The organism is Streptomyces sp. NPDC102514 (assembly GCF_055584525.1).
In genome coordinates this window covers 103,162-118,533 of record NZ_JBVJLW010000008.1, presented here as the reverse complement: position 1 = coordinate 118,533, position 15,372 = coordinate 103,162, and the positions used below count along the sequence as shown (strand labels likewise).

The 15,372-nt window shown below is 70.5% G+C and carries 13 protein-coding genes; 6 read left to right on the top strand and 7 right to left on the bottom strand.

Annotation, left to right across the window (positions count from 1 at the left end; genetic code table 11):
• Positions 1 to 35: 35 nt before the first annotated feature.
• The 3 genes from ACZ60E_RS21510 (at position 36) to ACZ60E_RS21500 (ending at position 4,463) form a co-directional block, all read left to right on the top strand.
• Positions 36 to 1,214, top strand: coding sequence for a sensor histidine kinase (locus ACZ60E_RS21510; protein ID WP_469442414.1), 1,179 nt, complete (start codon positions 36 to 38; stop codon positions 1,212 to 1,214).
• Entirely contained in the window at positions 1,211 to 1,948 is a 738-nt protein-coding gene (locus ACZ60E_RS21505; protein ID WP_469442412.1) for a response regulator, read from the top strand. The genes ACZ60E_RS21510 and ACZ60E_RS21505 overlap by 4 nt, the downstream gene beginning before the upstream one ends.
• Positions 1,949 to 2,192: 244 nt before the next feature.
• Complete coding sequence (locus ACZ60E_RS21500; protein ID WP_469442411.1) at positions 2,193 to 4,463, top strand: MMPL family transporter; 2,271 nt, start codon at positions 2,193 to 2,195, stop codon at positions 4,461 to 4,463.
• 161 nt (positions 4,464 to 4,624) lie between these two features.
• Here the strand turns inward: ACZ60E_RS21500 and ACZ60E_RS21495 are convergent, their stop codons facing one another.
• The 5 genes from ACZ60E_RS21495 to ACZ60E_RS21475 form a co-directional block, all read right to left on the bottom strand.
• The gene (locus tag ACZ60E_RS21495; protein WP_469442408.1) at positions 4,625 to 5,836 is read right to left on the bottom strand and encodes an ABC transporter ATP-binding protein; all 1,212 of its coding nucleotides are present in this window, start codon (positions 5,834 to 5,836) and stop codon (positions 4,625 to 4,627) included.
• Complete coding sequence (locus tag ACZ60E_RS21490) at positions 5,829 to 6,812, bottom strand: ABC transporter ATP-binding protein (RefSeq protein ID WP_453792324.1); 984 nt, start codon at positions 6,810 to 6,812, stop codon at positions 5,829 to 5,831. Before ACZ60E_RS21490 ends, ACZ60E_RS21495 begins: the two co-directional genes overlap by 8 nt.
• Before the next feature lie 5 nt (positions 6,813 to 6,817).
• Positions 6,818 to 7,861 carry an ABC transporter permease gene (locus tag ACZ60E_RS21485; RefSeq protein ID WP_469442406.1) on the bottom strand — a complete coding sequence of 348 codons (1,044 nt, stop codon included), beginning with the start codon at positions 7,859 to 7,861 and terminating at the stop codon, positions 6,818 to 6,820.
• Entirely contained in the window at positions 7,854 to 8,777 is a 924-nt protein-coding gene (locus tag ACZ60E_RS21480; RefSeq protein ID WP_384804595.1) for an ABC transporter permease, read from the bottom strand. Before ACZ60E_RS21480 ends, ACZ60E_RS21485 begins: the two co-directional genes overlap by 8 nt.
• A gap of 76 nt (positions 8,778 to 8,853) precedes the next feature.
• Positions 8,854 to 10,497 carry a peptide ABC transporter substrate-binding protein gene (locus ACZ60E_RS21475; RefSeq protein ID WP_469442403.1) on the bottom strand — a complete coding sequence of 548 codons (1,644 nt, stop codon included), beginning with the start codon at positions 10,495 to 10,497 and terminating at the stop codon, positions 8,854 to 8,856.
• A gap of 265 nt (positions 10,498 to 10,762) precedes the next feature.
• On the opposite strand from ACZ60E_RS21475, the gene ACZ60E_RS21470 reads away from it, so the two are divergent.
• Positions 10,763 to 11,347, top strand: a complete 585-nt coding sequence (locus ACZ60E_RS21470) for a Uma2 family endonuclease (RefSeq protein WP_469442401.1) — start codon at positions 10,763 to 10,765, stop codon at positions 11,345 to 11,347.
• Between the two features lie 4 nt (positions 11,348 to 11,351).
• On the opposite strand, the gene ACZ60E_RS21465 is transcribed toward ACZ60E_RS21470, so the two are convergent.
• Complete coding sequence (locus tag ACZ60E_RS21465; RefSeq protein WP_384804601.1) at positions 11,352 to 11,729, bottom strand: VOC family protein; 378 nt, start codon at positions 11,727 to 11,729, stop codon at positions 11,352 to 11,354.
• 180 nt (positions 11,730 to 11,909) lie between these two features.
• On the opposite strand from ACZ60E_RS21465, the gene ACZ60E_RS21460 reads away from it, so the two are divergent.
• Positions 11,910 to 13,538 carry a PLL family lectin gene (locus ACZ60E_RS21460; protein ID WP_469442399.1) on the top strand — a complete coding sequence of 543 codons (1,629 nt, stop codon included), beginning with the start codon at positions 11,910 to 11,912 and terminating at the stop codon, positions 13,536 to 13,538.
• 30 nt (positions 13,539 to 13,568) lie between these two features.
• Entirely contained in the window at positions 13,569 to 14,114 is a 546-nt protein-coding gene (locus ACZ60E_RS21455) for a hypothetical protein (RefSeq protein WP_384804603.1), read from the top strand.
• 138 nt (positions 14,115 to 14,252) lie between these two features.
• Here the strand turns inward: ACZ60E_RS21455 and ACZ60E_RS21450 are convergent, their stop codons facing one another.
• Complete coding sequence (locus tag ACZ60E_RS21450) at positions 14,253 to 15,365, bottom strand: ABC transporter ATP-binding protein (protein WP_384804605.1); 1,113 nt, start codon at positions 15,363 to 15,365, stop codon at positions 14,253 to 14,255.
• Between the last annotated feature and the right edge of the window lie 7 nt (positions 15,366 to 15,372).

Genomic DNA, 15,372 nt, shown 5'->3' with positions numbered 1-15,372 from the left:
TCGTGCCCGTCGAGCGGCAACCGGAGTGATCACTCGTGCGATCCGAAGCATGGACCCGATCCGATCCATGGGCGGCCGGCGGCACGCTCACCGTGGCGGTCGCGTTGATCATCGGCGCGGTGTCCGCAATCGTCGGCGAGCACGCCGGTTCGGCGACGCTGTGGGTCATCCTCGCCCTGGGCGCGGCCGGTCTCGTCCTGGCCGTGCGGGCATCGAGCCCCGCCGTCGCCGTCGCCGCCCTGCTGGCCGCCCTGGAGATCCGCGATCCGGCGCCGTGGGGCACCTGGGCGGTCGCCGGAGGGCTGCTGTTCCTGTTCACCCTCCGCCGCCCCCGTTTCGACGCGATCGCCGCCGGCGCGGTGGTCGCGGGCGGCACGATGGTCGCCGCGTACAACCCGTACGCCCCGTGGCAACACACCGGCAGCGTCGGAGCGTTCGGGATCGTCACCCTCGCGGCGGCCATGGTCGGGGTGGGGCAGTGGGTGCAGGCGCAACGGCGCTACGTGGTCGCGGAGGTCGGGCGGCGGCGCCAGGAAGCCGAACGCAGGAGGGAGGAGGTGGCTCGCCACGTGGCGGAGGAACGCCTGCGGATCGCCCGCGAACTGCACGACAGCGTGGCCCACCACCTCGCGGTGATCAGCGTCCACACCAATGTCGCCAAGGCCCGTCTCGCCTCCTCGCCGCAGGCCGCCGGGCGCGCCCTCGACGACGTCCAGGCCGCCACCCGGTCGGTGATGGAGGAACTGGGCGTCGTCCTGAACGTCCTGCGCGCCTCGGAGCCCGAGAGCGTCCCGTCGACTCCCGTGGACGCCGCCATGGTCGACGAACTGCTGGAGAGCTTCGAGGGCATCGGGCTGAAAGTCGGGACCGAGGGGCTGGACCACCTGCTCGCCCTCGCACCGGTCGCCCGGACCGCCGCCCGGCGCCTCCTCCAGGAATCGCTCACCAACGCACAGCGGTACGGCGACGGCGGCGCCGCCACCGTGCTCGTCGAACCGCCGGCCGACGGGTACGTCACCGTGTCGGTCCGCAACCCGTGGGTCCCGCGTGTGACGGAGTCCGCCGGGAGCGGGCTGGGACTCGTGGGGATGGAGGAGCGGGTCCACGCGCTCGGTGGCACCTTCCACGCGGGCCCGGACGCGCGGGGCTTCCTGGTGACCGCGCAACTACCGGCCGCCGCGCCGCGAAGAAGAGCGAAGGAGATATCCGGATGAGCGTCGAAGGAGACGCCCGCACGAGCGTCGTACGCGTCCTCGTCGTCGACGACCAGGTCATGATCCGGTCCGGGATACGGGCCCTGCTGGAGACCGGCACCGGCACCGGCTCGGGCACCGGCTCCGGAGTCGAGGTCGAGGTCGTCGGCGAGGCGGCCGACGGACGCCGGGCCGTCGACATGGCGCGGGCCCTCGTGCCCGACGTGATCCTCATGGACCTGCGGATGCCGGTCCTCGACGGCGTGGGAGCGATCACCCAGCTGCGCGCCGACGCCGCCACCGCGGACATCGGCATCCTGGTGCTGACCACGTTCGACACCGACCAGGACATCCTGGCCGCCCTCCAGGCCGGGGCCAACGGCTTCCTCGGGAAGTCGGCGGACCACGAGGAACTCATGCGGGCGGTCGAGCGGGTCGCCGCCGGCGGTTCCTCCCTGTCCGCCGTCGCGACGGACACCGTCGTCGGACACCTCACCCGCACGGCACGCCGGCAACGGCCGCACGCCCCCGCCTCCCCCGAGGACCTGCGCAAGGCCGGGTCCCTGACCACCCGCGAACGGGAGGTCACCGTTCTGGTCACCCAGGGGCTGGACAACGACGCCATCGCGGAGCGCCTGTTCATCTCGCCGCTGACGGTGAAGACCCATGTGAACCGGGCCATGAGCAAGATGCACGTACGGGACAGGGCGCAACTCGTGGTCGCGGCCCTGCGGGCGGGCCTGCGCGAGGACTGACCGATCCGGTCGGCGGACCACCGGGGGACGACGAACCACCGGGGATGACGAATCACCGCGGGCGAGGCACCACCACGGGCGGAGCAGCACCACGGGTCCGGAAGTACACCAGCCGCGGTAGATCCACTACCGCGGCTGCGCGACGACCGCCGGGCACCTCCCGTCGGAAGCTGGGCACCGGCCGCACGAGCGGCCCGCGTACCGCGCTCCGACCGCGTTACGACCGCTTTCCGCAGGAGTCCCGATGTCCCGATTGTTGTCCAGGATCGGCGCGTTCAGCGCCGCTCACCGACTCGTCGTCGCCGGCGCGTGGATCGTGCTGACCGTCGCCCTCACCGTCGTGACGATCAGCGGTGCGAAGTTCTCCGACGCCGAGTTCAGCATCTCGGGCGCCGAGTCGACCACCGCGCTCGCCACGATGAAGAAGGCGTTCCCCGAGGCGGACCCCGACGCGGGAGAACTGCTGCTGGTCATCGAGGCGCCCGGCGGCACCTCCCTCACCCGACCCGCCGGCAGGGAGCTGGTCGCGGACCTCGTGACGCGCGCCGCCGGTGTCCCCGACGTGAAGTCCGCCGCCGACCCGTACGAGGAGAGCCGTCCCTACGTCTCCGAGGACGGCTCGGTCGCCGTCTCGACGCTCGCCGTCGACCTGGAGGCCGACCAGGCCGTCGTCGAGGACGACCTCCGGGAGGCCGCGGTGCCGCTGACGGAGAAGGGGTACGCCGTCGAACTCGGCGGGACCCTCGACGACGGGCCGCCCGAGATCGCCGGCGTCACCGAGATCATCGGTGTCGTGGTCGCCTTCGTCGTGCTGCTGCTGACCTTCGGCTCGCTGGCCGCCGCAGGCGCGAACATGCTGACCGCCCTGAGCGGCGTCGTCGTCGGCGTGCTCGGCATCCTCGCGTGGTCGGCGACGGGCGAGGGCATCCAGTCCACCACGCTGATCATCGCGGTGATGCTGGGTCTCGCGGTGGGCATCGACTACGCCCTGCTGATCCTCTCGCGCTTCCGTGACGAGCTGCGCCGCGGCGCGGACGTCGACGCCGCCGTGGCCCGTGCCGCCGGCACGGCCGGGACCTCCGTGGTGGTGGCCGGGACCACCGTGGTCATCGCCCTGACGGGGCTGGCGATCGTACGGATCGCGTTCATCACCGAGATGGGGCTCGGCGCGGCGCTCGCCGTGATCGTGGCCGTGGCCGCCTCGCTCACCCTCGTGCCGGTCGTGCTGAAGAGCCTCGGGTACAAGGCCCTGCCGCGCAGGGAGCGTCCGGCTCCGGGTACCGCGTACGAGGCACCGGCCGTCGGGACGGCCGGAACACCGGCGGCGGAGGCAGCACCGGCCACGCGGGAGCCGGGCAGCCGCCGCGGACCGGGGCTGCTGGGACGCTGGGCCCAACTGGTGGTCGACCGGCCCGTGCCGACCATGCTGGTCGGCACCGTCCTCATCGCCCTGCTCGCCGTTCCGGCCCTGTCTCTCAAGACCGAACTCGACCCCCCTGGCGGCCCCGACCCCGCCTCCTCCCAGCGCGCGGCCTACACCACCGTGAGCGACGCGTTCGGCGCGGGCGAGCAGAACCCCCTGATCGTCCTCTTCCAGGGCACGGCCGCGGCGGACACCGCGACCGCCACGACGAAGAGGATCACCGCGCTGAACGGCGTGGCCGACGTCAGCCCCGTCCAGCGCGCCGAGGACGCGGACACCGCCTTCCTCGCGGTCACCCCCGACCACGGCCCGACCGACTCGCGTACCAACGACCTGGTGAACTCGCTGCGTACGGCGATGGACGAGGTGACCGGCGCCAAGGTCTCGGTGACCGGGCAGACCGCGGTCGACGTGGACGTGAACTCGGCGCTCTCGTCCGGCCTCGTCATCTATCTGATCGCCGTGGTCGGGCTCTCCCTGCTCCTCCTCACCCTCGTGTTCCGTTCCGTCCTGGTGCCGCTGCTGGCCACCGCCGGGTTCCTCATGTCCCTGGCCGCCGGCCTCGGCGTGACGGTGGCGGTGTTCCAGTGGGGCTGGGCCGGCGTGCTGGTCGGCCTGGACGAGGCCCGGCCGCTGGCCAGTCTGACGCCGCTGATCGTGGTGGGCGTCCTGTTCGGGCTCGCCATGGACTACCAGGTGTTCCTGGTGGCCCGTATGCACGAGGCACACCGCAGCGGACTCCACACCCGGGCGGCCATCGTGCGGGGCTTCGGGCAGGCCTCCCCCGTCGTCGTCGCGGCAGCCGCGATCATGGGGGCGGTCTTCGCCGGCTTCGCGTTCAGCGGCGGTGACCAGATGGTCGCGTCCATCGGACTGGCCCTGACCGTCGGGGTCCTGGTCGACGCGCTCGTCGTCCGCATGGTCCTCGTACCGGCGGCCCTGCGGCTCTTCGGTGAGGCGAGCTGGTGGATACCTCGCGCGCTGGACCGGGCACTGCCGAACCTCGACACCGAGGGCTCGTCCCTGGAACAGGAGGGACCGCCGAAGGAGGACGGGCCGCGACAGGAACTCGCGGGGTCCGCCCGGGGCTAGAGATCCCGCGGGAATGGCGACCGGCCGGGGAGACATGGCGCTCCCCGGCCGGTCTACGGCACCCGCACGGCCGTACGCTGTTCAGAGTGCCGCGTCCGTATATCGGTGCCGGGTCGGCCAAGTTGCCTGCGTGTTAACGCAGTTGCTGCATGTTTGTCAGCCTATGTCGGCCCGTCCGGCGTATCGTCCGACACCTCCCCGGGCACCTCCGCCGCCGACTCCCCCTGGGGCTCCCCCGGCAGCTCTCCCGGTGCGGCCCGCACATCCAGCGCATCCCGCGCAGGCTCCCGCGGCGGCTCCTCCGGCGGGACGACTTGCTTCTCCTCCGCAAAGTGGCAGGCGGAGTCATGGGCGGCGGGACCGGCCTCGTACCGGAACTCCGCGGGGACCGCGAGCAGCGGGACCTCCATCGCGCAGCGCTCCGCGGCCTTCCAGCAGCGGGTGCGGAAGCGGCAGCCGGAGGGGATGTTCGCGGGCGAGGGCACATCACCGAAGAGGATGATCCGCTCCCGGTGCTCACGGGCCTCCGGGTCCGGGACGGGCACGGCGGACAGCAGCGCCTGGGTGTACGGGTGCGTCGGGTGGTCGTAGATCTCGGCGTCCCGGCCGGTCTCCACGATCCGCCCGAGGTACATCACCCCGACGCGGTCGGAGATGTGCCGCACGATCGACAGGTCGTGCGCGATGAAGACGTAACTGAGGGCGAACTCGCTCTGGAGACGGTCCATCAGGTTGATCACCTGCGCCTGCACGGACACGTCGAGGGCCGACACCGGCTCGTCCGCGACGATGATCTCGGGGCGCAGGGCGAGCCCGCGCGCGATGCCGATGCGCTGGCGCTGGCCGCCGGAGAACTGGTGCGGATAGCGGTTGATGTACTCCGGGTTGAGCCCGACCACGTCCAGCAGGTCCTGCACCTGCCGCCGCCGGTCCCCCTTCGGCGCGACCTCGGGGTGGATCTCGTACGGCTCCCCGATGATGTCGCCGACGGTCATCCGGGGGTTGAGCGAGGTGTACGGGTCCTGGAAGACCATCTGGATGTTGCGGCGGACGGCCTTGAGGGCGCGGCCGGACAGCTTGGTGATGTCGTCGCCCTTGTACCTGATCTCGCCCGCGGTCGGCTTCTCCAGGTTGACGAGCATCTTGGCGACCGTCGACTTGCCGCAGCCGGACTCGCCGACGATGCCGAGGGTTTCCCCCGCGCCGAGGTCGAAGTCGACGCCGTCGACGGCCTTCACCGCGCCCACCTGCTTGCGGAACAGGATTCCCTGGGTGAGCGGGTAGTGCTTGACGAGGCCGCGGACCTGGAGGATCGGCTCGCCGACCGGGGCGTTCAGGTGCTCGGCGACAGCGCCGTTCTTCCGCTCAGCCATTGAGGCACTCCCTCCAGAAGTGGCAGGCGCTCACGCGGTCCGCGCCCGCCTCGGTCACCTCGTACAGGGGCGGTTCGTCGGTGCGGCAGACGTCCTGGGCCATGGGGCAGCGCGGGTTGAAGGCGCAGCCCGGCGGGATGTTCATCAGGTTCGGCGGCAGGCCCTTGATCGCGTAGAGCTCCCGGCCCTTCTGGTCGAGCCGCGGGATCGACTCCAGCAGACCCTTCGTGTACGGGTGCGCGGGGGCCTTGTAGATGTCGTGGACCGGGGCGGACTCGACGATCCGGCCCGCGTACATCACGGCGATCCGGTCGGCGACGTCCGCGACCACGCCGAGGTCGTGGGTGATGAGGATGAGGCCCATGTTGAGCTCGCGCTGCAGCTCGGCGAGCAGGTCCATGACCTGGGCCTGGACGGTGACGTCGAGGGCCGTGGTGGGTTCGTCGGCGATGATCAGGGCCGGTTCGAGGGCCAGCGCCATCGCGATCATGATGCGCTGGCGCATCCCGCCGGAGAACTGGTGCGGATAGTCGCCCACGCGGGAGGCGGCGCCCGGGATGCGGACCCGGTCCATCAGCTCGACGGCCTTCGCCTTGGAGTCCTTGCGGGACAGGCCCCGGTGGACGGTGAACATCTCGCCGAGCTGGGCGCCGACGCTGAGCACCGGGTTCAGCGACGACAGCGCGTCCTGGAAGATCATCGCCATCTGGGCGCCGCGGACCTTGCGCCGCTCCTCCTCCTTGAACTTCAGGAGGTCCTGGCCCTTGAAGAGGATCTCGCCCGCGGTGATCTTCCCCGGCGGGGTGTCGAGGATGCCCATCACGGCCTGCGCGGTGACGGACTTGCCGGAGCCGGACTCGCCGAGCACGGCGAGCGTCTCGCCCTCGTCCACGCTGTAGGTGACCCCGTTGACGGCCTTGGCCACCCCGTCCCGGGTCCTGAACTCCACGTGCAGGTCGCGCACTTCGAGCAGCACGTCGGTCACCTCAGCTTCGGGTCGAGGGCGTCGCGCACCGCGTCGCCGAGCATGATGAACGCGAGGACGGTGACGGCCAGCGCCCCGGCCGGCCACAGCAGGGCGTGCGGCGCGGTGCGGATGTACTGGGACGCCGAGGAGATGTCGATGCCCCAGCTCACCGTGGGCGGCTTCAGCCCGACACCGAGGAACGACAGGGTCGCCTCCAGCGAGATGTACGTTCCCAGCGCGATGGTCGCCACGACGATGACCGGGGCGATCGCGTTCGGCGTGATGTGCCGCAGCAGCATCCGGGAGTTGGAGGCGCCGAGCGCGCGGGCGGCCTGCACGTAGTCGTTCTGCTTGGTGGTGATGACCGAACCGCGGGCGATCCGGGAGATCTGCGGCCAGCCCAGCAGCACCATGAAGCCGATCACGGGCCAGATGGTGGAGCTGGTGACGACGGACAGCAGCACCAGACCGCCGAGGACGACGGGGATCGCGAAGAAGATGTCGGTGATACGGGAGAGGACCGCGTCCCACGCCCCGCCGAAGAACCCGGCGAGCCCGCCGAGCACCGAGCCAAGGATCGCCACCCCGAGCGTGGCGCAGACGCCGACGGTGACGGAGACCCGGGCCCCGTACACCGTGCGCGTGTAGACGTCGCAGCCCTGGCCGTTGTAGCCGAAGGGATGGCCCGGCTGGGAGCCCTCCTGGGACTTGGCGAGGTCGCACTTGAGGGGGTTGCCGGAGGCGATCACCGAGGGCCACAGCGAGATGACGATCAGGAAGAGGATGACGAGCCCCGAGATGATGAAGACGGGGTTGCGCCGCAGATCGCGCCAGGCGTCGGACCACAGGGAACGGGGCTTGTCCTGCGGCCCCGTGCCGTCCGGCCCGCCGATCGGCTTCCGCAGGGAGTCGGCCTCCTGCGTGGCGAGGTCCATCGCGCCGCCCATGCCGGTCGCCGCGATGGCGCCGTCCTCGGGGGCACGGCCGCCGCCGGACAGGTGCGGCCCCGGCGGCATGGAGGGCAGGGGCCGCTCCGGCGGCGTCGGCTGCTCAGGCATAGCGGATCCTCGGGTCGAGTACGGCGTACAGGAGGTCGACCAGCAGGTTGGCCACCAGGAAGACGAGGACGAGGACGGTCACGAAGCCGACGACGGTCTGCGTGTTCTGGCGCAGGATGCCCTGGTAGAGCTGGAATCCGACGCCGTGGATGTTGAAGATCCGCTCGGTGACGATCGCGCCGCCCATCAGCGCGCCGATGTCGGTGCCGATGAAGGTGACCACCGGGATCAGCGAGTTGCGCAGCAGGTGCCGGGTGATGACCCGGCGCCGGGGCAGGCCCTTGGCGATGGCCGTACGGACGTAGTCGGCGCGCCGGTTCTCCGCGATGGACGTCCGGGTCAGCCGGGTCACATAGGCGAGGGAGACGGACGCGAGGACCAGGCCGGGCACGATCAGCTCGTCGAAGGGCGCCTCGGAGGACACGGACGGGCTGATCCAGCCCCACTTGACCCCGAGCAGCAGTTGCAGCAGCAGACCGGTGACGAAGGTGGGCACCGAGATGACGACGAGGGTGATCAGCAGGACACCGGTGTCGACGGGCCGGCCGCGGCGCAGTCCGGTGACGACACCGAGCGCGATACCGATGACGACCTCGAAGAGGATCGCGACGATCGTGAGCCGGATGGTGACCGGGAAGGCGGTCGACATCAGCTCGGTGACCTCCTGCCCGTTGAACGCGGTGCCGAAGTCGCCGGTGAAGACGTTGCCCATGTAGGTCGCGTACTGCTGCCACACGGGCTTGTCCAAGCCGAACTCCCTGCGCAGCTGGGTCGCCGTCGCGGGGTCGCACTGGCGGTCTCCGCAGAGGCCCGCGATGGGGTCGCCCATCACGTTCACCATCAGGAAGATCAACAGGGTGGCGCCGATGAAGACCGGGATCATCTGCAGCAGACGCCGGATCACATACCGTCCCATGAGGGCTCCGGAGGTAGGTGGGGGCAGGCGGCGGGGGCGCGCACCTGCTTCCTGCCGAAGTGCGCGCCCCCGTGGCTCAGTTGACCTTGATCTCGTTGTAGACGGGCAGGCTGAACGGGTTCAGCGCCACGTTCGAGATCCGGTCCGAGTAGCCGGCGCTGCCGTTCTGGTACCAGAGCGGAATGGCGCCCATCTCGTCCCGCAGGACCTCCTCGGCCTGCTGGAACAGGCTGACGGCCTTGGCCTGGTCGGTCTCCGCGTTCGCCTTGTCGACGAGGTCGTCGAACTTCTCGCTGGTCCACTTGCCGTCGTTGGACGAGGCGTTGGTGTAGTACAGCGGCTGCAGGAAGTTCTGGATCAGCGGGTAGTCCATCTGCCAGCCCGCCCGGAAGGGGCCCGACATCTTGGACTGGGTGATCTGGTTGCGGAAGTCGGCGAAGGTGCCGACCGGGTTGCCCACGCAGGCCTTGTCGTTGTCCAGCGCGTTGTTGATGGAGTTGCAGACGGCGTCCACCCACTCCTTGTGGGAGCCGGTGTCCGCGTTGTAGCTGATCTTGACCTGCCCGCCGGGCAGCCCGCCGCCGTCCTCGATCATCTTCTTGGCCTGGTCGGGGTCGTACTCGCAGGCGTCACCGCACAGCCCCTCCTTGAAGCCGCCGGCCTCACCGAGCACGGGCGACGTCCAGTCGCTGGCAGGGGTGCGCGTCTTCTGGAAGATGGTCTCGGTGATCTGCTTCCGGTTGATCGCCATGGACAGACCGGTGCGGACCTTCTCCATCCCGTCCTTGCCCCAGTTCTTGTCGTAGAACGGGAACGCGAGGGTCTGGATGATGCCGGCGGGGGTGTTGATGTACCGGTCGCCGAGGTCGCTCTTGGCGTTCTTGAGCTGCGCGGCGGGCACGTCGTCGACGAGGTCGAGGTTGCCGGCCATCAGGTCCGTGTAGGCGGTGTTGTTGTCGGTGTAGACCTTCAGGTCCACCCCGCCGTTCTGCGCCTTGTCGTCCCCCGGGTACTTGTCCCACGTGCGCATCTTCATCGCCGAGCCCTTGGCGTACGAGTCGATCGTGTACGGGCCGTTGCCGACCGGCTTCTTCAGCCAGGCGGCGTGGTCGTCGAAGAACGCCTTGGGCAGCGGCGCGAAGGCGGCGTAGCCGAGGGTGTCGGGGAAGGTCGAGAACTTCTGGTTGAGCTTGATCGTGAAGGTGTTGTCGCCGGTGACCTTGAGTCCGCTCAGGGTCTGGGCGGACTGCTTGCCGCCGTCCTCCGGGTGGACCTTGTCGTAGCCGTCGATGTACCCGAAGAAGTACGCGTTCTTCTGGTTGTTCTTGAGGCTGGCGCCGTAGTTCCAGGCGTCCACGAAGGACTTCGCGGAGACCGCCTCGCCGTTGCTGAACGTCCAGCCGCTCTTGACGGTGACGGTGAAGTTCTGCGAGTCCGAGGTGTCGATCTTCTCGGCCAGCATGTCCTTGGCCTCGCCGGTCTTCGCGTCGTAGCGCTTGAGACCGCGGAAGAGCATGTCGAGGACCTTGCCGCCCTGCACCTCGTTGGTGTTGGCGGGCTCCAGGGGGTTCTGCGGGTCGCCCCACGACGAACTGAGGATGCCGGAGCCGTCGCCGCTGCCGCCGCTGTCCCCGCCGTCCCCGCCTCCCCCACAGGCCGTCGCCGCGAGGGCTACCGCCGTCGCGCAAACGGCCCATCTGGCGTGTGTGGCTCCACGCATGGAGTGCCTCCTCATCGGTGCGCTGCGGCTCCGGCGCCGGAGCCAGTTCCTTTGCGCCCAATATCGGTGCAGAACTCACATAGCGCATATTCGGCGACCCACATGGGTGCATGGGGAGAGGGCTGCCATCCGTGACCTGCGGGCCGGTGGGGGCGGGCGACGCAGTTCCCCGCGCCCCTGACGGGGCACGAAGTGCCCTCTCTTGGGGGCGCGGGGAACTGCGCGGCCAGCCCCCACCGGCCCGTACGCCGCCTACCCTGGAGCCATGGACTACGCGAAGATGCGCGCGATCGCCGAGGAGCTCACGGGGTTCGCCGAGCACCTCGAGGGGGCGTGGAATGTGGAGATCGGGCCCTCGGGACCGTTCCTCGCCATGATGAGCCCGTCCAAGCGCCATGAGGGGACAGTGCGCCGCATCCGTAACCAGCTCAACAAACAGCTTCCCGCCACACACCCGGGCTACGTGTGCGAGAACGGCCCCGAGATCGAGCACCCGTCGATCGGCCGCATGCGGCGCCCGGACGCGGTCGTCATCCCCGAGGAGGTGCTCGACGAGGAAGGCCTCGCCGTCGACGCGACACGCGTGCTGGCCGTGGTCGAGATCGTCTCGCCGTCCAACCCGGACAACGACTACACGGAGAAGCTGGCCGACTATCCGGCGATGGGCATCGGCCACTACATGATCGTCGACCCTCGCACGGGGACCATCGAGGTGCACTCCGCCCCGTGCAAGGGCCGCTATCAGGACAAGAACGCGTACATCTTCGGGGACTCGGTGCCGTTCAGCGCCTGGAAGGTGGAGACCGGGGCCTTCCGCCGTTACGGCAAAGCCGGAGACAGCGTGAGCTGACGGGTCAGTCCGACTCCCCCCTCTCCACACAGAACTCGTTGCCCTCCGGGTCCGCCAGGAGGTACCAGCCTCCGCCGTCCGGGCGTGTTCGGTCCGACAGGAGGGTTGCGCCGAGCGCGAGCGCCCGTTCCACCTCCGCCGCCCTCGTACGTCCCGTCGGCCGCAGGTCGAAGTGGATGCGGTTCTTGGCCGTCTTGCCCTCCGGAACGCGGACGAAGAGCAGCCGCGGACCTCCCTCGGGGTCCGCGATCAACGCCTCCGGATCACCCGGTTTGTCGTCGTCGTCCAGCGGCCGGCCCAGCAGCTCGCTCCAGAACAGGCCGAGGTCGTACGGGTCGCCCGTGCAGTCGAACGTGATGCTGTGAAGAGCGGGGTTCGTCATGGCGGGGAGCTTCCCTGATGCCCTTGAGGAAGTCGAACCCTTTTCACTTCCTCCCGCCGGGTCCGTTCATCCGTTGGGGCGGAAGTGTCCGAAGCCCGGCCGGGACGACGGCGCGGCCCGCCAGGGTGGGCCCGAGAGAGCGACGGCACGTCACCCCACCTCATGCCAGGAGGCCACCGCATGCCCCCCACCGCACCGGACTTCGGTCCGGGTATCGACGACTACGCGCCCCACGAGGGGCAGCGGAACTGCGACCCGGACGCGAAACCGGGCCTCCTCGCCTTCCGCGACCTGGTCCTCGCCGCCTACCCGGACACCCGGAGCCTGGGCATCAGCAGGGAGTGCGGCAGGCCGGGGGTCAGTGAGCACAAGGAGGGCAGGGCCTGGGACTGGGGTGTCACCGCCGACGGCCGGTCCGCCGACGCCGACGACCTCATCGGCTGGCTGCTCGCCACCGACCGGCACGGCAACCCCCACGCCCTCGCCCGCCGCTTCGGAATCATGTACATGATCTGGAACCGGCGGATCTGGCAGGCCGCCCGCGCGGACGCCGGCTGGACCCCGTACACCGGTGCCAGCCCGCACACCGATCACGTCCACTTCAGCTTCGGGTGGGCGGGAGCGCGCAAGGAGACCACCTGGTGGACCGGGCGCGGGACGGCCGCGCCGCAGGTCGGCGTAGGGATCCCGTCCGTCGTGGACCACGGCTCGGGCATGGTCGTGTCCGGGGTCGACGGGACGGGCGACGTGGCGCACCGCTGGCAGAACCAGGCGGGCGGCGCGTGGTCGGGCTGGACGCCCCTGGGCCGTCCGTCCTCGGGTGCGGTGGGCCGGCCGTGGGCGCTGGTCGGCCGCTACGGCAAGCTCGCGGTGTTCGTCCGCGGGACCGACGGGGCGCTGTGGCACACCTGGCAGTCGGAGGCCGGCGCGTGGGCGCCGGAGTGGGTGTCCCTGGGCGGACGCCTCGCCGGTGACCCGGCCGTGGTACTCAGCCCGAACGGCGCACTGTCGGTGTTCGCCCGCGACCCCGAGGGGCACATCACCCACACCTGGCAGCGCGGCCCGGAACACGGTCACGCCTGGCACGACACCTGGGTCGACATGGGCGGAACCGCACAAGGACGACCCACCGTCCTCGTCGGCCGCGACGGAGGCATGGTCCTCTTCACCCGCGGCACCGACAACGCCCTCCACCACCGCTGGCAGACCGGCACCGGCGGCCCCTGGTCCGACTGGAACCCCCTCGGCGGACAACTCACCAGCGACCCGGCGGTCGTACTGAGCCCGAACGGCGCGCTGTCGGTGTTCGCCCGCGACCCCGAGGGGCACATCACCCACACCTGGCAGCGCGGTCCCGAGCACGGTCACGGCTGGCACGGCTCCTGGGTCGACATGGGCGGAACCGCACAAGGGCGCCCCACCGTGCTCGTCGGCCGCGACGGAGGCATGGTCCTCTTCACCCGCGGCACCGACCACGCCCTCCACCACCGCTGGCAGACCGGCACCGGCGGCCCCTGGTCCGACTGGAACCCCCTCGGCGGACAACTCACCAGCGACCCGGCGGTGGTCCTCAACCCCAGCGGTGATCTCTCCGTCTTCGGCCGGGACGCGCGCGGCCGGGTCACCCACACCTGGCAGCGCGGCCCCGGGCACGGCCATGCCTGGAACGACACCTGGGTCGACATGGAGGGCAGCCTCGCCGCCGATCCCGACGCGCCCGCGGTCACCGGCGCACTCGCGGTCACCGGCGTACTCGCGGCTCCCCGTACCCCGGCCGAGGCCCCGGCGACCGCCCGCCCCACCCCGTAAACCGTCCGCCCCAGGATCAGGAGCCCCAGGATGGCGTGCCACATCCCGCCCCACCACGATCTCGACGTGACCAGGGCCGTCTACCGCGTCGGCCGCGAACTCCAGGTCTCGGACAAGGTGATGCTCGCCGGTTTCGAGGCCGGCTGGGTCGAGTCGCACATGAACAACCTCGACTGCGGCGACCGCGACTCCCTCGGCGTCTTCCAGCAACGGCCCAGTCAGGGCTGGGGAACCCCGGAGCAGATCAGGCACGTACCGTACGCGGCCCGGCAGTTCTTCGTCCGCGCCGTACGGGTCGAGGAGCAGTCGCCGCAGCTCACCGCGGGGCAGACGGCCCAGAAGGTGCAGCGTTCGGCCTTCCCGGAGCGGTACGACCAGGTCGCGGACAAGGCCCGCGCTCTTCTCGACGAGGCCAGGGAGGCCGCGGGTACGCCCGCGCTGCCCGCCCCGCGTGTCAGCACCGGGGTTCCGTCGGTCGTGGACCACGGCTCGGGGATGGCCGTCTTCGGCGTCGACGACACGGGCGAGGTGGTCCACCGCTGGCAGAACGAGCCGGGCGGTCCGTGGTCGGGCTGAACTGCTGCGTCCGAAAACGCCGGACGGGCTGAAGAATCGCGGCCCGTCCGCGAAATCTTCAGCCCGTCTGGGGGCACCTCCCAGCGGTAGCTGGGGGAGTCTGAGGACCGGGGGTCCGGGGGCAGCGCCCCCGCCCTCCTACTCCCCTTCCTTCTCCAGCGCCGCCAGCGCCGGGTCCAGCACGATGTCCTCGTCCCGGGCCTCCGTCGTCGGGTCCTCCGGGAAGTGACAGGCCGTCAGATGGTTCTCACGGTTGCCGGAGATCTGCACGAGCGGCGGCTCGGTCGTCGCGCACTTGTCCTGCGCCTTCCAGCAGCGCGTACGGAAGCGGCAGCCGGACGGCGGGTGGATCGGCGAGGGGACGTCGCCGGAGAGCCGGATGCGCTCCCGGTCCTCGGTCTCGTCGTCGAGCGTCACCTCGGGGACGGCCGACAGCAGGGCGTGCGTGTACGGGTGCCGGGGCCGGTTGTAGATGGAGTCGCGGTCGCCGACCTCCACCACCTTGCCCAGGTACATCACCGCGAGGCGCTGCGAGAAGTGCCGGACGATCGCCAGGTCGTGGGCGATGAAGAGGAAGGCGATGCCCATCTCCTCCTGGACCTTCTGGAGAAGGTTCACGACCTGTGCCTGGATCGACACGTCCAGGGCCGACACCGGCTCGTCCGCGACGATCAGCTTCGGGTTCAGGGACAGCGCGCGGGCCACGCCGATGCGCTGGCGCTGGCCGCCGGAGAACTCGTGCGGGAAGCGGTTGTAGTGCTCGGGGTTGAGCCCGACCAGCTCCAGCAGCTCACGGACGCGCTTCTCGATGCCGCCCTTCGGGTTGATCCCGTTGACCTCCATCGGCGACTTGATGATGGTGCCGACGGTTTGCCGCGGGTTCAGCGAGGAGTACGGGTCCTGGAAGATCATCTGGATCTCGGACCGTACGGGGGCCATCTGCCGGCGCGAGGCGTGCGTGATGTCCTGGCCCGCGTACGTGACCTTGCCGGCCGTCGGCTCGAGGAGCCGGGTGATGAGCCGGCCGGTCGTCGACTTGCCGCAGCCGGACTCGCCGACCAGGCCGACGCTCTCGCCGACTCCGACGGTCAGGTCGACCCCGTCGACGGCCTGCACTGCTCCGACCTTGCGCTTGATCGGGAAGCCGCCGTAGATCGGGAAGTGCTTCGTCAGGCCCTCGACGGAGAGCAGCGTCTCGGCTGTTCCGTCCACCGGGCCCTGCGGCTTCGGCAGGGTGAGTTTGTCGCTCATGAGTCGT